Source organism: Tabrizicola sp. (assembly GCF_036781545.1).
Lineage (GTDB): Bacteria > Pseudomonadota > Alphaproteobacteria > Rhodobacterales > Rhodobacteraceae > Tabrizicola.
On sequence record NZ_DAIQAT010000016.1, the window covers coordinates 13557 to 34565 of the forward strand.

The 21009-nt window shown below is 66.6% G+C and carries 22 protein-coding genes; 4 read left to right on the forward strand and 18 right to left on the reverse strand.

Annotated features, from left to right (window positions below):
- Positions 1–225 precede the first annotated feature (225 nt).
- From V7Q39_RS04915 to V7Q39_RS04935, 5 genes are all read right to left on the reverse strand, one after another.
- Positions 226–555: a J-domain-containing protein gene (locus tag V7Q39_RS04915; protein ID WP_333815434.1), complete on the reverse strand. Its 330-nt coding sequence runs from the start codon at positions 553–555 to the stop codon at positions 226–228.
- Positions 556–619: 64 nt separating this feature from the next.
- Positions 620–1036: a hypothetical protein gene (locus V7Q39_RS04920; RefSeq protein ID WP_333815436.1), complete on the reverse strand. Its 417-nt coding sequence runs from the start codon at positions 1034–1036 to the stop codon at positions 620–622.
- 80 nt (positions 1037–1116) lie between these two features.
- Positions 1117–4221: a valine--tRNA ligase gene (locus V7Q39_RS04925; protein ID WP_333815438.1), complete on the reverse strand. Its 3105-nt coding sequence runs from the start codon at positions 4219–4221 to the stop codon at positions 1117–1119.
- A 69-nt stretch (positions 4222–4290) separates the two neighbouring features.
- Positions 4291–4638, reverse strand: a complete 348-nt coding sequence (locus V7Q39_RS04930; RefSeq protein WP_333815439.1) for a DUF1428 domain-containing protein — start codon at positions 4636–4638, stop codon at positions 4291–4293.
- Between the two features lie 80 nt (positions 4639–4718).
- Positions 4719–5174 (reverse strand): Lrp/AsnC family transcriptional regulator, encoded by a 456-nt coding sequence (locus tag V7Q39_RS04935; protein ID WP_333815440.1) that lies wholly within the window; start codon positions 5172–5174, stop codon positions 4719–4721.
- A 137-nt stretch (positions 5175–5311) separates the two neighbouring features.
- On the opposite strand from V7Q39_RS04935, the gene hppD reads away from it, so the two are divergent.
- On the forward strand, positions 5312–6406 hold the full coding sequence (hppD, locus tag V7Q39_RS04940) for a 4-hydroxyphenylpyruvate dioxygenase (RefSeq protein ID WP_333815442.1): 1095 nt from the start codon (positions 5312–5314) through the stop codon (positions 6404–6406).
- A gap of 55 nt (positions 6407–6461) precedes the next feature.
- Here the strand turns inward: hppD and V7Q39_RS04945 are convergent, their stop codons facing one another.
- From V7Q39_RS04945 to hmgA, 7 genes are read right to left on the reverse strand one after another with little or no spacing between them, the layout of a single operon-like run.
- Complete coding sequence (locus V7Q39_RS04945) at positions 6462–6653, reverse strand: DUF2783 domain-containing protein (protein ID WP_333815443.1); 192 nt, start codon at positions 6651–6653, stop codon at positions 6462–6464.
- Positions 6650–8197 (reverse strand): FAD-dependent oxidoreductase, encoded by a 1548-nt coding sequence (locus V7Q39_RS04950; RefSeq protein ID WP_333815444.1) that lies wholly within the window; start codon positions 8195–8197, stop codon positions 6650–6652. The genes V7Q39_RS04945 and V7Q39_RS04950 overlap by 4 nt, the downstream gene beginning before the upstream one ends.
- Positions 8198–8213: 16 nt before the next feature.
- Positions 8214–8510, reverse strand: coding sequence for a hypothetical protein (locus V7Q39_RS04955; protein ID WP_333815445.1), 297 nt, complete (start codon positions 8508–8510; stop codon positions 8214–8216).
- Between the two features lie 2 nt (positions 8511–8512).
- Complete coding sequence (locus V7Q39_RS04960) at positions 8513–9463, reverse strand: MBL fold metallo-hydrolase (protein ID WP_333815446.1); 951 nt, start codon at positions 9461–9463, stop codon at positions 8513–8515.
- 1 nt (position 9464) lies between these two features.
- Positions 9465–9938, reverse strand: coding sequence for a DUF2059 domain-containing protein (locus V7Q39_RS04965; RefSeq protein ID WP_333815447.1), 474 nt, complete (start codon positions 9936–9938; stop codon positions 9465–9467).
- A 17-nt stretch (positions 9939–9955) separates the two neighbouring features.
- On the reverse strand, positions 9956–11221 hold the full coding sequence (gene fahA, locus V7Q39_RS04970) for a fumarylacetoacetase (RefSeq protein WP_333815448.1): 1266 nt from the start codon (positions 11219–11221) through the stop codon (positions 9956–9958).
- A gap of 59 nt (positions 11222–11280) precedes the next feature.
- Positions 11281–12636, reverse strand: coding sequence for a homogentisate 1,2-dioxygenase (gene hmgA, locus V7Q39_RS04975; RefSeq protein ID WP_333815449.1), 1356 nt, complete (start codon positions 12634–12636; stop codon positions 11281–11283).
- A 98-nt stretch (positions 12637–12734) separates the two neighbouring features.
- Between hmgA and maiA the strand changes: the two genes are divergently transcribed.
- Together maiA and V7Q39_RS04985 are read left to right on the forward strand one after the other, a co-directional pair.
- A complete protein-coding gene (gene maiA / locus V7Q39_RS04980) occupies positions 12735–13364 on the forward strand; it encodes a maleylacetoacetate isomerase (RefSeq protein ID WP_333815450.1) in 630 nt (209 codons plus the stop codon).
- Positions 13361–13831: a MarR family winged helix-turn-helix transcriptional regulator gene (locus V7Q39_RS04985; protein WP_333815451.1), complete on the forward strand. Its 471-nt coding sequence runs from the start codon at positions 13361–13363 to the stop codon at positions 13829–13831. Before maiA ends, V7Q39_RS04985 begins: the two co-directional genes overlap by 4 nt.
- Positions 13832–13845: 14 nt before the next feature.
- Here V7Q39_RS04985 and V7Q39_RS04990 read toward each other — a convergent pair whose 3' ends face one another.
- From V7Q39_RS04990 to V7Q39_RS05015, 6 genes are all read right to left on the reverse strand, one after another.
- On the reverse strand, positions 13846–14556 hold the full coding sequence (locus V7Q39_RS04990; RefSeq protein WP_333815452.1) for a hypothetical protein: 711 nt from the start codon (positions 14554–14556) through the stop codon (positions 13846–13848).
- Positions 14557–14803: 247 nt separating this feature from the next.
- A complete protein-coding gene (locus tag V7Q39_RS04995; RefSeq protein WP_333815453.1) occupies positions 14804–16018 on the reverse strand; it encodes a flavin-containing monooxygenase in 1215 nt (404 codons plus the stop codon).
- 101 nt (positions 16019–16119) lie between these two features.
- On the reverse strand, positions 16120–16791 hold the full coding sequence (locus V7Q39_RS05000; RefSeq protein ID WP_333815454.1) for a DUF1028 domain-containing protein: 672 nt from the start codon (positions 16789–16791) through the stop codon (positions 16120–16122).
- Complete coding sequence (locus V7Q39_RS05005) at positions 16788–17210, reverse strand: RidA family protein (RefSeq protein WP_333815456.1); 423 nt, start codon at positions 17208–17210, stop codon at positions 16788–16790. Before V7Q39_RS05005 ends, V7Q39_RS05000 begins: the two co-directional genes overlap by 4 nt.
- Before the next feature lie 57 nt (positions 17211–17267).
- Positions 17268–19346 (reverse strand): oxidoreductase, encoded by a 2079-nt coding sequence (locus V7Q39_RS05010; RefSeq protein ID WP_333815458.1) that lies wholly within the window; start codon positions 19344–19346, stop codon positions 17268–17270.
- Positions 19346–20101: a nitrilase-related carbon-nitrogen hydrolase gene (locus V7Q39_RS05015; RefSeq protein WP_333815460.1), complete on the reverse strand. Its 756-nt coding sequence runs from the start codon at positions 20099–20101 to the stop codon at positions 19346–19348. The genes V7Q39_RS05010 and V7Q39_RS05015 overlap by 1 nt, the downstream gene beginning before the upstream one ends.
- 124 nt (positions 20102–20225) lie before the next feature.
- On the opposite strand from V7Q39_RS05015, the gene V7Q39_RS05020 reads away from it, so the two are divergent.
- Positions 20226–21008, forward strand: a complete 783-nt coding sequence (locus tag V7Q39_RS05020; protein ID WP_333815461.1) for a helix-turn-helix transcriptional regulator — start codon at positions 20226–20228, stop codon at positions 21006–21008.
- Position 21009 lies beyond the last annotated feature (1 nt).

Genomic DNA, 21009 nt, shown 5'->3' on the forward strand with positions numbered 1-21009 from the left:
ACCGGAAGGGGGCGGTCTTCGGGCTGCCCCCTTTTCTGACGGCAATGCGCCAATCCCTTCGTGGCCCGGTGTCATGATCGGCTGGGGCCTCCCTCCCCTCGGGGGAGGTTCGGGGAGGGGGGCCTTGCGGGCCATTCCGCGAGGCCCCCCAAACCATTACCGGTCAGAAAAAGCTTCCCAGCGCATATGCCGGTCTGCGGCGCCTTCTGGCTCTGCGCGGCCCGGTCAGCGCAGGAACGTGCGGCGCGCTTCCTCGGCGATGGCCTGCAGCATCTCCAGCCGGGCAAGCTCGGCCATCGCGGCCTTTCGCTCGGTCTCGTCGGTCAGCCCGGCCAGCACAGCGCGCTGCGCCGCCGCCTGCTTCTTCAGCGCGATCTCCTCGGGCAAGACACCCGCCTGCGCCATGATCCGGAAGCCCACTGCGTCGCCCGGCGAGACGAAGGCGTCGCCCGGGCGGTCGGGCAGGGGCTTGCCCTCGCCCTCCAGCCCCTGAAGCTGACCCTTCAGCCGGGCCCTCTGGATCTGGCGTTCCGCCAGCCGCGACAGCCAGGACATGCGTCACCTCCAGCACAAAGGTGGATCGCGGCGGCGGGCGGCGCAAGGGGCGTCCCGTCTAGGGTCAAGGCAGGGTCTGATAGGCCACCGTCAGCTCGTAATCCGTCAGCAGCGGCGGGCGGGCATATTTCGCCAACTCCTCCATCGACGGCGCAAGGCTCATCAGCGTCAGCGTCAGGCCCGCCACCGTGGCGCTGCGCTCGCCATCGTCGCACAGGTTGCACAACACGATCTGCACCGGTTCGCCCTTCGGCGGGGTCACCGTGATCTCGGCGCGGATCATGCCTTCCCAGTAGCAATCGACCTCTGCCGGGCAGCGTTGGTCATCGATTTTCGTCAGCAGCAGGACAACTCCGCTGTCCGGGACCATCTGCCCTTCGCCGCCCGTCAGGACGATCTGCGGCAGCGGCTCTTCGGAATGGGGCAGGGCCGCCGTGGCGGTGCAGGCAAGAAGGGCGAGGGCGGAAATGAGAAGGCGCATGTCGGGGTCCTTTCCGGGTTGGCATCAGTCTGACGCATCAGCCCCGGAAAGGCTTGGGGCGGATTTCCCTACCCCCGCACCTATCCCAGGTCCCCCAGTCGGGCCAAGGCCTCCCTGATCTTCGATGCCTCCTCCTGCCGCGCCTCCAGGTTCGAGGTCGCCTCCATCACCACATCCTCCGGCGCGGATCTGACGAAGTTCGGGTTGTCGAGGCGCCCCTTCAGCCCGCCGATCTCTTTCGCCAGCTTGTCCAGACCCTTCTGCAGACGGGATTTCTCCACGGCGACGTCGATCAGCCCGGCAAGGGGAATCGCGAAGGCCGCCCCTTCCGCCGCCACCGCGATGCTGCCCTTGGGCGCCGGGTCTTCGGTCATGGTGTCCACCCGAGCCAGCCGCTTGATCAGCGCCTCGTTGCGCTGGAAGGCCCGCCGCGCCTCGTCGGTGAGCGAGGTCGCCACCAGATCGGCCTTCAGCCCCACCGGCACATGCACCTGCGCGCGGGCAGAACGAATGTCATCGATCAGCGTGGTGACGAAGGACATCTCCGCCTCCGCCGCCCGGTCGATCAGCGATGCGGGCAGGTCGGGCCAGTCGGTATGGACCAGCAGCTTTTCCCGCTTGCCGGTCGTTCCCCACAGCTCTTCGGTGATGAAGGGCATGAAGGGATGCAGCAGGATCATCGACTGGTCCAGCACCCAGGCCATCGTCGCCCGCGTCTCGGCGGCATCGGGGCCATCGAACAGCGGCTTGGCGAATTCGACATACCAGTCGCAGACCTTGCCCCAGACGAATTTGTAGAGGGCATCCGCCGCGGTATCGAAGCGGAAGTCCTCCAGCGCCGCGTTTACCTCGGCCAGCGTCTTCGCCGTCTCGCCGATGATCCAGCGGTTCGCGGTGGCTTTGGGCAAGGGGGCGGGGCCGGTCGCATGACCCTCCCAGACCCCGTTCATCTCGGCAAAGCGGCAGGCGTTCCAGAGCTTGGTGCCAAAGTTCCGATACCCCGCAATCCGCTGCGTATCCAGCTTCAGGACCCCCCCCAGCGAGGCCATCGCCGCATTGGCAAACCGCAGCGCATCGGCGCCGTATTCGTCGATGATCTCCAGCGGGTCGATGACGTTGCCCAAGGACTTCGACATCTTCTTGCCCTTGGCGTCGCGGACGAGGCCGTGCAGGTAGACGGTGCGGAAGGGGATGTCGTCCACCACCGCCAGCTGCATCATCATCATCCGGGCGACCCAGAAGAAGAGGATGTCCTGCCCGGTCACAAGGACCGAGGTGGGGAAGTATTTCTTCAGTTCTTCCGTGGGCTCCGGCCAGCCGAGCGTCCCGATCGGCCAGAGACCGGAGGAGAACCATGTGTCGAGGACGTCGGGATCGCGGCGCAGCCATACGAAGTCGGCTGCATCGGTCTCGGACTTACCCTCCGACAGCTGACCGCAGTATTCGTCGGCTCCGTAATGTCCGAACGAACTTCCCGGAGTGAAATCCTCCTGAACCGCCCGAGCTACATTGTAGTGTCTCTTTGCCAGTTCAGCGGCTTCTTCAAACGTCGACGCGCAGAAAGGAACGGTGAAGTCTCCGTCGGGAAATCCGTTGCGCCGTCCTTCTAGGTGGTTGTCCGCTGGCCCATACCACACCGGAATCTGATGCCCCCACCACAGCTGGCGAGAGATGCACCAGGGCTCGATATTCTCCAGCCAGTGATAATAGGTCTTCTCCCCGCTCGGCGGGATGATCCTGGTCCGGCCGGTCCGCACCGCCTCCAGCGCCGGGTCCACGATCTTCGCGGTGTCGACGAACCACTGGTCGGTCAGCATCGGCTCGATCACCACCTTGGACCGGTCGCCGAAGGGCTGCATGATCGGCTTCGCCTCGACAAACGGGAGCCGCTCCAGATGCTCGGCCCCGGTCTCCTTGTCGACGGACTTGTTGAGGTAAGTGACCGCCAGCCCTTCCGCCGTGATCTGCTCCACCACCCGCTTCCGCGCCTCGTAGCGGTCCAGCCCGCGCAGGTCGTCCGGCACCAGGTTCAGCGCATCGACCTCCGCCTCGGACAGCGTGAACGGCTGCTCGGCAAAGCCCGGCGTCGCATAGCCCTTGGCCACCAGCCAGGCCCGCGACATCTGCTGCGCCACTGTCGCCGCCTCGGCATAGGGCGCCCCGTCGCTGCGCATCTGCGCGCGGGTGTCCATCAGCCGGTAGCAGGGGATGCCCGCGCGCTTGGCCACCGCATAGTCGTTGAAGTCATGCGCCCCGGTGATCTTCACCGCGCCCGAGCCAAAGGCCGGGTCGGGATATTCGTCGGTGATGATCGGAATCAACCGGCGGTGTTCCTTCGGCCCCACCGGAATTTCGCAAAGATGTCCGACGATTGGCGCGTAACGTTCATCCGATGGATGAACCGCCACCGCGCCGTCGCCCAGCATCGTCTCGGGACGCGTCGTGGCGATGGAGATATAGTCCCGCGTCTCGCGGAAGGTCACGTTCCCCTCGGCGTCCTTCTCGACATATTCGTAGGTCGCACCCCCGGCCAGCGGGTATTTGAAGTGCCACATATGCCCCGGCACCTCGATGCTCTCCACCTCCAGGTCCGAGATCGCCGTCTCGAAATGCGGGTCCCAGTTCACCAGCCGCTTGCCGCGATAGATCAGCCCCTTGTTGTAGAGATCGACGAAGACCTTGATCACCGCATCGTGGAAGTTGCCCTCCTCGCCCGCGGGGGCACCGGGCGCGCCCGACATGGTGAAAGCCTCGCGGTCCCAGTCACACGACGCCCCCAGCCGCTGCAGCTGGCCGATGATCGTGCCGCGCGATTTCCGCTTCTGCTCCCAGACTTTCAGCGTGAACGCCTCGCGTCCCATCTCGCGGCGGGTGGCGTTGCCCTCCTTCGCCATTTCGCGTTCCGTCACCATCTGCGTGGCGATCCCGGCATGGTCGGTGCCCGGTTGCCAGAGCGTGTCGTCGCCCTGCATCCGGTGCCAGCGGGTCAGGATGTCTTGCAGCGTGTTGTTGAACGCATGGCCCATGTGCAGGCTGCCGGTGACGTTCGGTGGCGGGATCATCACCGAAAACGCCGGGCGTCCGGGCTTGGCATTCGCCCCCGCCTTGAACGCCTTGGCGTCGAGCCAGAGCTTCGAGATCCGGGCCTCGGCCTCGGCGGCGTTGAAGGTCTTTTCCATCGGCATGGCGCATTCCCCTTGGTCCCGGCGGGTTCTAGCCTGACCCGCGCGCAAGGGGAAGCGCCAGAAGGGGCGTCAGACCTCGAGGATCGGTTGGAAGCCGCCCCAGACCATCCGCTTGCCGTCGAAGGGCATCTCCACCCCCTCCATGTTCGGATCGGCCATCATGTCGGCATAGGCCTTGTCGCGTGTCGCCTTGTCCGGCCAGATCATCCAGCAGAGGACGACTGACTCGCCCTCTTGCAGATCGACCGCGCGGCGAAAGTCGGTCTGCTTGCCCGCGGGCACATCGTCACCCCAGCAAACGGTCATCGACTGCGCACCCTTGTCGCGGAACGAGGGCCACCATTTCTCTTCATGCGCGCGGTACTCTTCCTTGCGGCTGTCCGAGACCGGGATCAGGAAACCATCGACATAGGACATCTCGTTCCTCCTTCTGGTTCGCATCGGATTGTGGACGTGACTGAAATGGCGCGGGACGGCAAACGGTTCCCGCCGGGCGCTCAGACCGGCAGGCCGGAGTCGGGCTTCGGCTGGGCCATGACGATCTGGCTTTGCACCCGGGCGACCGCAGGGTTCGGCAGCAGCCGGTGGTGGATCAGGTCATTCAGCGCGGGCAGGTCGGCGCACCAGACCCGCAGCAGATAGTCGGCCTCGCCCGTCAGGGTCCAGCAGGCCACGACCTCGGGCAGGGTCGCGATCAGGCGCAGAAAGCACTTGGCGGTCTCCGGCGCATGGGCGGCCATCTGGACCTGGACGAAGGCCTGCACCGTCAGGCCCAGCCGCTCGGGCGAGAGCCGGGCCGCATAGCCGGTGATCAGCCCCTCGGCCTCCAGCCGGGCACGGCGGCGGGCGGCCTGGCTGGCGGACAGGTTCAGCACCTCGCCCAGCTCCTGTGCGGTGATCTGGGCATTGGCCTGAAGGGCAGAGAGCAGGCGGGAATCGGTTTCGTCGATCATGCGTCATCCTTGCGCATATTACTCATAAGGCAAGAAAATGACGCATGAGAGCGGCGAGATAAGCCAAAACATGCGCGCCTTCGGCAGGCTGGCTGTGGCATTCTGAAGCAGACCAGCCTTACCCGGAGGAGAAGACCATGGGACCCTTTCCCCACAATGCCCCCCGTGCCGTGATCTCGGCCGAAAACCCGGCGGGGACCGACGGGTTCGAATTCGTCGAATTCGCCCATCCCAACCCCGACGAGTTGCGCGCGCTCTTCACCCGCATGGGCTATGCCCTGACTGCCCGCCACAAGCGCAAGGCCATCGAGCTTTGGCAGCAGGGCGACATCACCTACATCCTGAACGACGAGCCCGGCAGCCACGCCCGCCGCTTCGTCGAGGAACACGGCCCCTGCGCTCCCTCGATGGGCTGGCGCGTGGCCGATGCGGCCCACGCCTTCGCCCATGCGGTGGCGAACGGGGCGGAACCCTATCTGGCCGAGGACCGGGCGCTGGACCTGCCCGCCATTGTCGGCATCGGCGGCTCGCTGATCTATTTCACCGACCGCTACGGCACCGAAAACCCCTATGACGCCGAATTCGACTGGGTGGCGCCCGCGAAGCCGCGCGGGGTGGGCTTCCACTATCTCGACCACCTGACCCACAACGTCCATCGTGGCAACATGGACACCTGGTTCGATTTCTACGGCAAGCTTTTCAACTTCCGCCAGATCCGCTTCTTCGACATCGAGGGCAAGTTCACCGGCCTGCACTCCCGCGCGCTGACCAGCCCCTGCGGCCGCATCCGCATCCCGATCAACGAGGACCGGGGCGAGACCGGCCAGATCGTCGAATACCTCAAGCGCTACAAGGGCGAGGGGATCCAGCACATCGCCGTCGGCACCGACGACATCTACGCCGCCACCGACGCGATTGCCGAGGCGGGGCTCAAGTTCATGCCGAAGCCGCCGATGGCCTATTACGATCTGTCGACGACCCGCGTCGTCGGGCATGAGGAGCCCCTCGAGAAGCTGGCCAAACACGGCATCCTGATCGACGGCGAGGGCGTGGTGGATGGCGGCGAAACCCGCATTCTCCTGCAGATCTTCTCCAAGACCGTGATCGGCCCGATCTTCTTCGAGTTCATCCAGCGCAAGGGCGACGACGGTTTCGGCGAAGGCAACTTCCGCGCGCTGTTCGAGAGCATCGAACAGGACCAGATCGACCGCGGGGTGCTGAAGGCGTCATAAGGCGCGCGGACGGGTCGCCCGCCCCGCCGATGGCTAGGCGGGCGATCTGCCCCCGTTAGCGCGACGACCGCGCCAGGTCCAACGCCTCGCCGAACTCCGGCCCGTTGCCCAGATGGTTCATCAGGATCAGCACCAGCCGGGCATTCAGCGCCTGGCTTTCCGTCTCGGACAGCCCCTTGTGCGCCGCCAGCAGCGCCGCATAGGCCGCATCGGGATCGCGCAGATTGGGCGTGGTGATCAGGCTCATGCGTCACTCCAGATATCTGCGGCGGCCTTGGCGATGGCTTCGGGCGTGGCGTCGATCCAGCGGGCCGCAACGATCTGGTCGGGCCGGATCAGATACAGCGCCTTCTCCGCACCGCCCAGATACCGCGCCCGCACCTCCGGCGTCACCGGCAGGTCCAGTGCCTTCACCCCCGGACCTTCCGGGGCGGACTGGCCAAGCGCCAGCAGCACCGGTTCGCGCCCCAAAAGGTCGATCAGCCAGCCATCGGCCAAGGGTGCATCGGGCGCCACCGCGCCGGGCCGCGCTTCAAGGGGCAGGGCAGGGTGATCCGGCCCCGCCAGCGGATAGACGCAGGGCCGCGACAGCCGCCCCGAATTCACCAGGGGCCGCGCGAACGCCGCTTTCCCGGCCAGCGCCAGCACCGCATCGCGGAACCACCGCTCGGCCCCCGGCGCGGGCGACATGAACCGCGTCGTACGGCTGGAATTCAGCAGGTTCTCGTCCGCCCCATGCTGCCGCTCGCGGTCATAGCCGTTCAGCACCGCCGCATCGCCGCCCTGCGCGACGTGGGCCAGCCGCCACCCCAGCGCATCCACGTCCTGCAAGCCGCCGTTCCCCCCGCGCGCCCCGAAGGGCGAGACGACATGCGCCGAATCCCCGCAGAAGATCACCCGCCCATGCACGAAGCGCGCCAGCCTGCGGCACTGGAAAGTGTAGACCGACACCCAGTCCAGCCGGAAATCCCCATGCCCCACGGCCTTCTCGATCCGCGGGATCACCCGGTCCGGCTGCCGCTCCGCCTCCGGGTCGGCCTCCCACCCCAGTTGCAGGTCGATCCGGTAGATGTTGTCCGGCTGCTTGTGCAGAAGCGCCGACTGCCCGGCATGGAACGGCGGCTCGAACCAGAAGCGGCGTTCGGACGGGAAATCCCCCGTCATCTCGATATCGGCGATCAGGAAGCGCTCCTCGAAAAGCTCGCCATCGAAGTCGAGCCCCATCATCCTGCGGATGTCACTTTTCGCGCCGTCGCAGGCGACCAGATGCTCCGCCTCCAGCACATATGACCCGTCCGGCGTCGCCACCGTCAGCGCCACATGGTCCGACTGCTGGACACCCGTCACCCGGTTCTTCCAGCGCAAGTCGATCAGCCCCGGAAACTCCATCGCCCGGGCGACCAGATACTCCTCGACATAGTATTGCTGCAGGTTCACGAAGGCCGGCATCTTGTGGCCGGGGTCGGGCTGCAGGTCGAAGGTCCAGACCTCGTCCTCGCGGTGCAGCGTCCGGCCCACCTTCCAGACCACGCCTTTCTCGACACACCTTTGGCCAACGCCCAGCCGGTCCAGCACCTCCAGCGCCCGCTTCGACCAGCAGATCGCACGGGACCCGACCGAGACGACATCGTTGTCGTCCAGCACCACCGAGGCCACCCCGTATTGCGCAAGGTCGATGGCCAGCGCCAACCCGATGGGACCGGCGCCCACGATCACCACCCTGTGCCGCGGCTCCGGGGCCGTCAGGCCCGGCGGCGGGGTATAGGGGAACGGGCGGTAATCGTATGGCATGGTCTCAAACCGTGGATCAGGGTTTCAACAGCGCCTTCAGGCCCAGCAGCAGCCCGCCCGGAATGGCGCAGAGGGTGCCGACCTGCAGGGCCCGGTTGGCCAGGCGGCCAAGACGCGTCGTCCCTTCCCGGGTCATGACCAGCTCATGCACCTTCCCGAATGCCGCGAACCGCCTCGAGATCGAGAAGGTGAAGAGCTCGCGCAGAAGCCCGGCCCGCAAGGCAGTGAGGAGGTAAAGCGCGTTGGCCAGCATGACCCCCGCCACGATCCCCGCAAGCCCTGCGAACAGAAGGCCATATCCCAGGGCCTCCATGATCACCCCTGCAAGGCCGCCCACATCTGCAGATCGCGCTCGGCGGTCCAGATGCGGGGATGGGCGATGCCGCGGGCCTCGTCATAGGCACGGGCGACGTTGAAGGGCAGGCAGTGTTCGTAGATCGCATAATCCCTGAACTTCGGGTCGCATTCCGCCCGGCAGGCCTCCCAGGCCTCTTTCAGCGATCCATTGCGGGCCGCCACCCGCGCCACCGGGCTGTAGGTGCTGGCCACGAAATCCTTGGTCCGGTCCAGGGCCCCGTTCACGGCCTCCCGCCCGACCACCGCATCCCCGCGACCCGGGGCGATGGCGTCCAGATCATAGGCCCGGATCGCCTCCAGCGTCGGGGCCCAGTCGGCGAAATGGCCGTCGCCGCAGTAGCAGGCCGAATGCGCCTCGACGATATCGCCGGTGAACATCACGTTCTGGTCCGGCACATGGATCACCGCATCCCCCGCCGTATGCGCCCGGCCTGGCTGCAGGATGTCCACCCGGCGATTGCCCAGCCAGACCGTCATCCGCCCGTTGAAGGTGGTGGTCGGCCAGGTCAGGCCGGGAATGCTCTCATGCCCCTGGAACAGACGCGGGAAACGCTGGAACTCGCTGTCCCAGTCTTCCTGCCCGCGCTCGGCCACCATGTTCCGGGCAGCCTCCGACATGATGACCTGCGGGGCCTTGAAGGCACTGGCGCCCAGCACCCGCACCGCATGGTAATGCGTCAGGACGACATGGCTGATCGGCTTGTCGGTGACACCCCGGATGCAGTCGATCACCTTCTGCGCCAGCCGTGGCGTGGCCTGCGCCTCGACCACCATCACGCTGTCGTCGCCGATGATCACGCCCGAATTCGGGTCGCCCTCGGCGGTGAAGGCATAGAGCCCCTCGCCGATCTGGGTGAAGCTGATCGTCTTGTCCGCAAGATCGCCCTGCGATGCGAATGCCTTGGTCATGTCAGGGCGTGCTCATGATGGTCATGATGTCGCCCTGGATGGCCTGCATGGCGGTCATGATGTCGGGCATCATCTGGCCCATGAAATCCTGCATATAGGGCTGCATCTTCGCCATGACCGCGGCGCCATGCTCCGATTTGTAGAAGTCGATCAGCGCCTGCAGCTCTTCCGCGGTAAAATGCTTCGCCGAGGAAGCGATCATCAATTCCTCCATCCGCGGGCGGAACTGGGTCATCGTCTCGGACATCAGGGCGCCGATCCTTTCCATCTGACTGTCGGTCAGCACGGTGCCCGGCGGCAGCCCGGTCTTGAACTGCGCCGCCATCGAAGCGGGTGAGAACATCTCGGTCATCATCTGCTGCACTTCGGGCATATGGACATATTCTTCGGCCAGGGCCTGCACATCCTGCGCCATCGCGGCCGGGCCAAAGGCCAGGCAGATCGCGGTGGCAAAGGCGTAACGGATCTGTCTCATGGGAAAGTCCTTTCTGATCAAAGATTTATGTTGCGGCTGTAAGGGTCCGCCAAGGCTGGCAGGACTGTCCCCTCACAGTCCCCGAAGCCTACGCTGTAGCCGTCTCCCCGGCAACGGCCGCGCAGCACCAGCCGGTCGCCGTCCTCGATGAAGGTTCGCGTGCCGCCATCGACCGGGATCGGCTCCTTCCCGCCCCAGCTCAACTCCAGCAGGCTCCCGCGCGACTCCTTCACGGGGCCCGAGATGGTGCCAGACCCCAGAAGGTCGCCCGTGTTCATCGGGCAGCCCGAGGTGGTGTGATGCGCCAGCTGCTGCGCGGCGGAATAGTACATCTCGCGATAGTTGGTGCGTGCGATCACCGTCTCGCAGCCCCCCTCCGGCGCCAGACCGACCTCCAGCGCGATGTCGTAGAGCATCGGCCCCGGCTCTTGCAGATGCGGCAGCAGCGGCACCTCGCGCGGCGGGGTCGGGCAGCGGAACGGCTCCAGCGCAGCCTTCATGACGATCCAGGGCGAAATCGTCGTCGCCGTCGCCTTGGCCTGGAACGGCCCCAGCGGCTGATATTCCCAGGCCTGGATGTCCCGCGCCGACCAGTCGTTCAAGAGCAGATAGCCGAAGATCATCGCATCCGCCTCGGCCACCGTCACCGGCCCGTCCGAGGGCATCCCGACCACCGCGCCCAGCTCCAGCTCGATGTCGAAGCGGCGGCTTGGCTGGAAGGCGGGCATTGCATGGTCCGGCCCCTTGACCTGCCCCCAGGGCCGCCGCACCGGGGTTCCCGAGACCACGACCGAGGACGCCCGCCCGTTGTAGCCGATGGGAATATGCAGCCAGTTCGGCGGCAGCGCATTCTCCGCCCCCCGGAACATGGTGCCGACATTGGTGGCGTGGTGCCGCCCGGCGTAGAAATCGGTATATTCGCTGATCAGGAAGGGCAGGTGCAGTTCCACCCCCGCCAGCGGCACCAGCCAGGGCTGCACCGTCGCACGCTCGACCGAGCCTTCCGCCAGCATCTCCACCAGCCGCGCCCGCAAGGCCGCCCAGATCTCCGGCCCCGCCTCCATCAGTTCGTTCCAGTAGGGCACGTCCAGCAGGGGCGCGCCCGGCAGCGCCAGCAGCCCCGCCTCCTCCAGCCCCGCCACGTCCAGCACGAAGTCGCCGATGGCCACCCCGCAGCGCGGCTCCTCTCCGGATCGCGAGAAGACGCCACAGGGCAGGTTGTTCAGCGGAAACGGTTGGTCCGGCGCATTGGCGCTGTCGACCCATGAACGAAGAAGCGGCATCGGCCCTCTTTCATCTTTGTGCAAATATCCCGGGGGTGCGGGGGCTGGCCCCCGCTTGCTCACTTGATCCCGGGCGTCCCGTCGAACTTCTTGTCCAGGCTCACCCAGCAGTCGATGTAATCGTCCTGCAACGGCGCATTCTTCGCCGCCCATTCCGTCAGGTGCTGCGGGAAACGGGTCTCGAACATGAAGCTCATCGTCTCGTCCAGCTTCTCGGGCTTCAGCTCCACATTCGACGCCCCCTCGAAGGCGTTCCGGTCCGGCCCATGCGGCAACATGCAGTTGTGCAGCGACATCCCCCCCGGCACGAACCCCTTCGGCTTGGCGTCATAGATACCGTAGATATTGCCCATCAGCTCCGACATGACGTTCTTGTGGTACCAGGGCGGCCGGAACGAATTCTCCGCCACCAGCCAGCGCTCGCGGAACAGCACGAAGTCGATGTTCGCCGTCCCCTCCAGCCCCGAAGGCGCCGTCAGCACGGTGAAGATCGACGGGTCCGGATGGTCGAACAGGATCGCCCCGACCGGAGAATAGGTCCTGAGATCATACTTGTAGGGCGCATAGTTGCCATGCCAGGCCACCACGTCCAGCGGCGAATGGCCGATCCGCGTCTCATGGAACTGCCCGCACCATTTCAGGACCACCCGCGACGGCGCATCCCGGTCCTCGAAGGCAGCGACCGGCGTCTTGAAGTCGCGCGGGTTCGCCAGACAGTTCGCCCCGATCGGCCCCCGGTTCGGCAAGGTGAACGGCACTCCGTAATTCTCGCAGACGAACCCCCGCGCCGGGCCTTCCAGCACCTCGACCCGGTAGACCAGCCCGCGCGGCAGCACCGCGATTTCCTTCGGCTCCAGGTCGATCACCCCCAGTTCGGTGCAGAAGCGCAGCCGCCCCTCCTGCGGCACCACCAGAAGCTCGCCGTCCGCCGAGTAGAAATACTCGTCCGCCATCGAGGCGGTCACGGTATAGATATGCGCTGCCATCCCGGTCTGGGTGTTCACATCCCCCGCCGTCGTCGCCGTCCGCATCCCCGTGACCCAGGTCAGCGCCTCGTTGGAATGCGGCACCGGGTCCCAGCGGTATTGCCCCAAGGAGATCACATCCGGCAGCACATGCGGCGCCGACTTCCAGTGCGGCACCTCGATCTTCGTGAAACGCGTCGTGTGCTTCACGCTGGGCCGGATCCGGTAGCACCAGGTCCGCTCGGGATGCGGCTTGGTGAAGGCCGAGCCCGACAGCTGTTCGGCATAAAGCCCGTAGGCGCATTTCTGCGGCGAGTTCTGGCCCTGGGGCAGGGCGCCCGGCAGGGCCTCGGTCTCGAAGTCGTTGCCGAAGCCGGGCATGTAGCCCTCGATCAGCCCCGTGCCACCGGCGGCGCGGATCATGCCCTGGGCAAGCGCATGGCGGGTCATCGGGTCCTCCTCCCTCTGGTCGACTCGATTAATAGTTGCAACTGCAACCAAGTCAAGCTTAACATGACAAGCAATCCCGAACCGGCTAAGGCCAGCCCATGACAGATGTGATCCTCCACGACTACTGGCGCTCCTCCTCGGCCTACCGGGTGCGGATCGGGCTGAACCTGTTGGGCATTCCCTACCGAAGCATCCCGGTCGACCTGACCACTGGCGCGCAGCGCGGCCCCGAACACCTCAAGGCCAACCCGCAAGGCCTTGTCCCGGTGCTGGAGATCGACGGCCTCCGCCTCACCCAGTCGCTCGCGATCCTGGAATACCTGGACGAAACGAGGGCCGCCGGCCTCCTGCCGCAAGACCCCGCCGACCGCGCCCGTTCCCGCGCACTGGCCCATGCGGTGGCGATGGAGATCCAGCCCGTCTGCAACCTCCGCGTCGCGCAACATGCGGTCTCGCTCGGCGGCAGCGCCACGCTGGACGGCTGGATGACGCATTTCATCGCGCTGGGCTTCCAGGGGCTGGAGCCGATGCTGACCGGCGACAGCCCGTTCAGCCTTGGGCCGACCCCCGGCGTCGCCGACCTCTGTCTCGTCCCCCAGGTCTACAACGCCCGCCGCTGGGGCCTCGACCTGACCCCGTTCCCCCGCATCGCCGCCATCGCCGCCCGGATGGAGGCCTTGCCGGAGGTTGCCGCCGCCCACCCCGACCGCGTGAAACCGGGCGCATGACCATGGCGGAGGGCGGCGATTTCGACCTTCAGGATTTCCTGCCCTATCTCCTGAACCAGGCCGCCGAGGCCACGAGCCGCGGCTTCCAGGCCACCTATCGCACCCGCTATGGCCTGACCCGGACGCAATGGCGCGTCATGGCCAATCTCGGCCGCTTCGGCGCGATGACCGCCCGCGACATCTGCCGTCTCAGCCATATCGAGAAGACCAAGGTCTCCCGCGCCGTCGCCGGGCTGGAAGCCGAAGGCCTTCTCACCCGCTCCACCAGCCCCGACGACCGCCGGGCCGAGAACCTGTCGCTCACCCCGAAGGGCCGCGCCGTCTTCACCGAGATCGGCCAGCACGCACAGGACTTCGACGCCGCCCTGCGTGCCCGCCTCGGCCCCGAGATCGCCGCCCGGATCGACACCATCCTGCGCGAGATCATCGCGCTGAACGCGGCGGGAAACCAGGACGAAGACGGCTGATTGCGGCAACCCGTCTACAGGCCGTCATAGCTGATGATCGCCACCACCTGTCCGGTCTGCTCTTCGATTGCTCCAGTTGTCCGCAACTTGAACCGTGTCGTCGTCTCGCGCCCGACCACCGCCTTCCGGCCAACGGCGTTCAGTGCGGTCTGCTGGTCCTCGTCGCTGACCTCGGAACACTTGCCATTCGCCGTCCAATGGCGATGCGAGAACGGGCTTGTCACCGCCGCCGTGACCAGGGCTCCGGAGATCTGGTCCTTCTTCACGCGACCGCTTGCCTCCAGGGCCTTGATGGCTTCGGCGATGATTTCCGCGCTATCCTGGAAATCCAGATCCTTCAGCGCGTCATAGTCCGGATTGGTGCTCTTGTCGTTCAGGCATTGCCGCGCCCGGAACAGCCAGTCATGGACGATATAGGCCGGGCCGTAGTTCCACGGCGTCAGGCCATTGACGATGCGCGCGAAAGGCGGGATCGACCCACCGTCCGTGTACATCATGCCCGGGGTTATGCTCCTGCCCTTGGTCTCGCCCTCGGGCCGCCGGAAGGTCAGCGGCTTGGCCTCGGTCGGGACGTAGACGAAGGTTCCGTCACCCGACCCCTTGGTGCCGCTCAGCCAGACCACAGCGACCTCGCCGCTGAAGGTTCCCGCTCTGGTCGTCTCATAATTCACGTTCGCACAACCGCCGACCACGGCGGCGAGGGCCGAAAGGGCTAATCTCAGCATCACTATCCTCCGTCATCAAATGCCGGAAGCCTAGCATGTCTGCCGCAGGCGCGTGAGTCCGGTCCTTCGGCCACCGGACCCTCCGCGTTCGACTTCGTCTCCTCGTTGGAGGGTCACGCGTAGGGGTGGCGAACTGCCTGCAATCCAACCCATCCACCCGCACAAGACGGCGGGTTTCACCCACCCTACGGGTCGTCCATCGTACCATACCCCGTAGGGTGCGCTACAGCGCACCATCCAACCCGCCTTACGCCCGCCCAGCGATCACCCCGGCCAGCCGTTCCGCATCCTTCCAGGCCCCCCAGATGAAGGACGACCCCCGGCAGGACAGCCAGGGCAGGCCCATGAAGTACAGCCCCGGAACCTCCGTCACGCCCTCCTTGTGGCGTGGGCGGCCATCGGGCTGGAAGATGTCCAGGTCGATCCAGCCGAAATCCAGCCGGAAGCCGGTGGCCCAGATCACCGTGGAAATGCCTTCCCGCTTCAGGTCCAGCGCCAGGGTCGGCTGGGTCACGCAATCGGGCAGGGGCAGCAGGTTGCGCGCTTCCGGCTCTTCGGGCAGGTCAAGGCCATTGGCTTTGGCATAGGCGTCGGCCTCGTCCAGCACCGACAGGTAGTTCCGGTCGCCGGCCTCCATGTTGCTCCGCAGGTCGTCGGCGAAATGCAGGACCCCGTCGTTATACTCGCCCGCCCGGCCCAAAAGCGTCACGCCAAGGCCCGCGAGGCGGCGGAAGTCCATCGTATGCCCGCCATAGGCGCCCGAGACGGCAATGGTGATATGCTCGGTCCCCGGGGTCGGGGCCTTCATGTCCCACTTGCCCAGCTTGCCCAGCCACCAGACGAAATCCTGCCCCCGATAGCGGCGGGGCGGCCGGTCGTGCGGCCCGAGCGACAGGTAGACCCGGCGGCCTGAGCGGACCAGTTCCTCGGCGATCTGCGCGCCAGAGGACCCCGCACCCACCACCAGCACCGCGCCTTCGGGCAACTGGCCGGGGTTGCGGTAGCTGTTGGAATGCATCTGGGTGATGGTGGGATCGGTGATCACGGTCGGGATCACCGGCTTCTGAAACGGGCCGGTGGCGACGACGACATTCTGCGCCTCGATGGTGCCGTCCTTCGTGGTCGCCCGGAAGGTCTGTCCGTTCCGCTCCAGCTTCGTCACCTCGACCCCGGTGCGGATCGGCAGGCTGCGGTCGCCCGCGAAGCGCTCGAAATAGTCGGCGACCGCCTCCTTCGGCGCGAAGGCCTCGGGGTCGAGGTCGGTGAATTCTGCATCGGGGAAGCGGTCATGCCAGGCCGGGCCGTTTGCAACCAGACTGTCCCAGCGCCATGTCCGCCAGCGTTCGGCAATGCGGTCGCGTTCCAGGACCAGATGCGGAACCCCCTGTTTCTGCAGATGGGCCGAGGTGGCAACGCCCGCCTGCCCGCCACCGATGACAAGGGTGTGGATCGATTCGACCATTTCAGAGCCCCTTTCCAAGGCTTAACAATTCCTGAATGCCCGCAAGCAAGGCATTGATTTTGCAGGGTCCGCAAAGCTGCCCGCGCGCGGGCACCCGGCCATCACTCATTCCCCGGCACCCCGTAGGAGGGCGCCTCGGTCGGGTCCTCCGCCCGCTGGACATAGGCCCCCATCTGCGGGGCATAGACCTCCCAGGCGGCCCGCAGCATCCCGATCGGATCCTCGGCCCAGTCGATCCGCAGGTCGACCAGCGGCCAGTCCAGCCGGTCCGCGACCTTCAGCCCGGCGGAATGCACCGGCCCCGCCTCGCCCCCCGCCGCAAGACCAGCTTCCAGCGCCAGCATCAGCCGCTCGCCCAGATGCCCCTTCGACCCGGCGAAGGCCTCGACCATCGCCATCGGCACCAGTTCCCCCGCCAATAGGTTCCCCCCCGCCGCGCAGTCGGTGGCGCGGGCCTCGCCCCAGACCCCCAGCACCTGCCCCCCGGAATGGATCGCCGTGCGACCCTCCCGGTCGACGACCAGAAGCTGCCGGTAGTCGATATGGGGCCGCCCCTCCGTGACGGCGGCCAGGGCGTCGGCTGCGGCCATCCCCGCTTCCAGCCGGTCGAGGATCAGCGGCCCCAGCGCCGGGTCGGTGATGTTCTGGCTCGCCACCGCCCCGACTCCCGCCCGGACATGGGCGCAGCGCGCCGCCACGGCGGGGGAGGAGGAGGAGATCGCCATTCCGAACTGCCCGGTCCGGGCGCAGCGGGCGATGATCGAGAAGGTCATTCCGCGGCGTCCGGGATCACCGCGGTGCCGTCGATCTCCACCAGCCAGGACGGCCGCGCCAAAGCCGAGACCACCACCCCGGTCGAGACCGGATGCACCCCTTTGATATACTCGCCCATGGTCCGGTAGACCGCCTCGCGGTGGCGGACGTCGGTCAGGTAGACGACGATCTTGCAGAGATGGCTCATGTCGCCGCCGACCTCTTCCAGAAGCTGGCGGATGTTCTGCATGACCTTGTGGGTCTGCTCGACCGGATCATGGCTGCCGATATCCTTCGCGGTATCGAGGTCCTGCGGGCACTGGCCGCGCAGGAAGACGATCCGGCCCCGCGCGACGACGGCCTGGGCCAGGTCGTTGTCGAGCTTCTGCTCGGGATAGGTTTCCTTGGTGTTGAACTTGCGGTGGCGGAAGTGGGTCATCTTCGGGTCCTTGGTCGAGGGTCGGTTATCTGTGAACAGGTGAATGTGTTTTCCGGGTCATGGCAAGAGCGAGACTCCGGGGTCCAGTGCGGCAATCTCGCGGCGGAAGGAAAGCGCGTCGCCGCGGTCGGGCTGGTCCAGATCCTCGGCCCAGGCGCGGCCGGCATAGGTGGCCCAGGCAATGGGGCCCGGCGCGGCGGCATCACCGATGAGCTTGAGAGAGCGGATGCCCGCCGCCTGCCAGTCGAGGACCTTCGCATCGTGGAAGAGGCTGTCATTGGGCCTGCGCGAGGTGACGAAGACGACCGCATCGGCGGGCAGGGCGGTTTGCCGTCCGGTCCAGGTGCAGCCGAGGGTCATCTCGGCCTTACCGATGGCGTCCGGGGCCTTGCTCAGGTGGATCTCCACGCCGATCTCCAGGAGCCGGCGCATGATCGTGCCCTGTTCCAGCGTATTGTCGGTCCATTCCGCGACCTTCACCGAAGGGGTGATGAAATGGACGCGGTTGCCCTTGGCGACCAGAAGCTCCGCCAGCACCGAGCCCATGTAGAAATGGTCGTCGTCGTAAAGCGCGACGGTCTGGCCTTCGGGCGCCCGGCCCGCCATCAGGTCGTCGGGCGTGTAGAGCGGCATCGCCGGGTCGGTGGGGATCGGGTGAAGGTGAAGCCGCGCCACCGCGTCGCGACGCCAGGTGGCGCCGGTGGCGATGGCCACGTGCTCGGCCCCCATGGCGAGAATGTCCTCGGCGGTCAGCGGGCTGTCGCGGTAGATGTCGACGGTCGGCATCACCGCCATCTGCCCGGTGCGGTAGTCGGCCACCCGGCCCCAGGCAGAAAGGCCGGGAAGCAGGCGTTCCTTTGCGACGCGGCCGCCGAGCGTGGTGCTGGCCTCGGCCAGCGTCACCCGGTAGCCGCGCCGCGCGGCTTGCAGCGCGGCTTCAAGACCCGTGGGCCCCGCGCCGACGATGAGGACGCTTTCCGACGCGCCTTTCGGGCGGGCGCGGTCGGGGTGCCAGCCCTTGCGCCATTCCTCCATGAAGGCGGTGTTCTGGGTGCAGCGGCTGATGCCCTGCGTCATGTCGCCCGAGACGCAGATGTTGCAGCCGATGCATTCGCGGATGTCCTCATAGCGGCCTTCCTGCACCTTCAGGGGCAGGAAAGGGTCGGCGATGGAGGGCCGCGCAGCGCCGATGAAGTCGAGCACGCCGGTTCTGATCTGGCGCACCATCGCGTCGGGCGAGGTGAAACGGCCGACGCCGACCACCGGTTTCGGGGTGAGTTCCTTGATGCCGCGGACAAGCTCTTCCTGCGCGCCTTCGTCCTTGAAGCGCGAGGTGCCGGAGCAGGCCTCCCAAGTGCCGTTGGCGAGGTCCCAGAGGTCGGGAAGCTCGGCATGCATCGCGATGAAGTCGCGCAGTTCGGCGTTGGAGAAGCCATAAGCACCGGCCTCGTGCAGCGACATGCGGAGCGTGACGGCCAGTTCACCTTTCGTGGTTTCCCGTGCATCTTCAACGATCTCGCGCAGGAACCTCGCGCGGTTTCTCAAATCCCCGCCGTATTCGTCGGTCCGGTGGTTGGTGGCGCGGGAAAGGAAATGTTGCAGGATGCCGAAGCCATGCGCGCCGTAGAGGCAGATCAGGTCGAACCCCGCCTGATGCGAGCGGCGAAAGGCGGCGCGGAACCAGCGGCGGAGGTCGCGGATGTCTTCCTTGTCCATCGTGCGGGCCTGCACCGGGTCGGAGGTGAAGGTCAGGATCGGGCCGCCGGTGACGGCCAGCGGTACCTCGCGGCTGTAGAGATTCGGGCCGTTGATGCCGGAATAGGCGAGTTGGATGCCGGCCAGCGCACCGTGGGATTTCATCGCCTCGGCCATGCGGGCGAGGGCGGGGATATCCTTGTCCTCCCACAGATGCTGTTCGATGAAGGGGGTGATCTCGGAGGTCGGGTGGATTTCGGTCTGTTCGGTGAAGATCACGCCCCAGCCGCCCTCGGCCTTGGTGCGGCGCATCTCGACCACGGCAGATGGGTCACGATAGCCGCCGCCGTTGCAGTGTGGGACCTGATAGAAGCGGTTCTTGGCTGTCTTGGGGCCGATCTGGAGCGGCGTGAACAGGATGTCGTGGCGGGGGTCGCGCATCAGAGCTGCCTCAGGTCGGTGGACTGGGTGGAGAGACGGGACGGGTCGCGCGGCGGGATTTCGGCGATGAGAAGCGTCGGGGTCTCGCCCGCCTGCGCGAGGATTTCGCCGTGCGGGCCTGCGATCACCGAATTGCCGACATAGGCCAGATCGCCCTCGGCCCCGCAGTAGTTGGCATAGGCGATGGTGACACCGTGGTTGGCCGCCATTGCCGGGACGGTGACACGGGGGACATGGAAGAAGGGGGCCATGTTGGCAGTCGGGGCGAGGATCAGGGTTGCGCCGCGGTCGGCCAGGGACTTCACATGCGGTGCAAACTCCACGTCGTAACATATCAGGATCGCGGCGGTTTCCCCCGCAAGCGGAAAGGTCGGAAGCGCCTCGCCGGGGGTGTAGAGCGCAGCCTCGCGCGGGCCGTAGAGCTGGACCTTGCGGTAGTTGCAGAGCAGCGCGCCGTCGGGACCGAAGCAGGCGGCGGAGTTGTAGAGCCGGTCGCCGTCGCGTTCGGCATAGCCTGTGACAAGCGCAGTACGATGGAGCTTCGCGGCCCGTGCCAGGCGCTGCAGCGGCGGGCTGTCGAGGGTCAGCGCGCGGGCGGGGATGTCGGGCTGGTTGTAGCCGGGCAGCCAGACCTCTGGCAGGACAAGCGCCGCGACTCCCATCGCGGCGGCGGCGGCCAGCGCGGCCTCGGCCTGGGCGCAGGCGCTGTCGAGGTCGGAGGCGGGCGACGTGCCCTGCCAAAGTGCCAAACGCATCGGTGCCCCTTTCAGAAAAGCCCGGTCATCCTAAGCGCGCCCGGTGCGTCTGCCATACCCCTTGGAACTGAAGTAATCCTAATGTATCGCGAAACGGGGGGTATATACCCCCAGCGAGGTATGCATGAAGGAGCCAGCCGGGACCGGGGTCGAGCCGAAACTGGCGCGGACGATTGCCGTGCTCGGGCGCCCCGGGTTCGAGGATGCCCTGTGGCAGATGCTTCTTGCCCTGGCGCGCCCGGACAACATGCTGGTGCTGGCCTACAGCGACGGGGGGCCGGCGCTGGAGCTGTTCCGGCGCGCGGGGGATGCACGGGTCTTCGCGCGTTTGCAAAGCACCTATATGGCGGGTGCATTCCGCCTGAGCCCGTTCTACGGCCTACACCTCCAGCGGGCGGAGGAGGGGCTGTACCGGCTGCGCGACATTGCGCCGGATGCGTTCCAGCGCAGCCGCTTCTATGTGGAGTATTTCGGGCAGACGACGATCATCGACGAACTGGCCTTCACGGTCTGGCTGGGGTCGGGGCTTTCGCTGAACCTGTTCCTGGGGCGGGACGGGCAGTCGGAAAAGGTCTTCTCGGCGGCCGAGATGGCGGCCTGCCGCCGGATTGCCCCGGTCGTCGCCGAACTGGCGCGGGTGCACTGGCCGGTGCCGAAACTGTCGCAGCAGCCGGTCGAGGATACCCCGACCAAGCTGGCGGCGGCGGCGCGGGTGCTGGGGATCGGGCTTTCGCCCCGCCAGGCGCAGGTTGCGCTGCTGATCCTGAAGGGGCATTCCACGCTGTCGATCGGCCTGAACCTCGGCCTGTCGCCGCAGACGGTGAAGGTGTTCCGCAAGCAGCTTTACCAGCGCTGTGGGATTTCTTCGCAGGCCGAGCTTTTCGCGCTGATGCTGCCGCTCTTGTGAG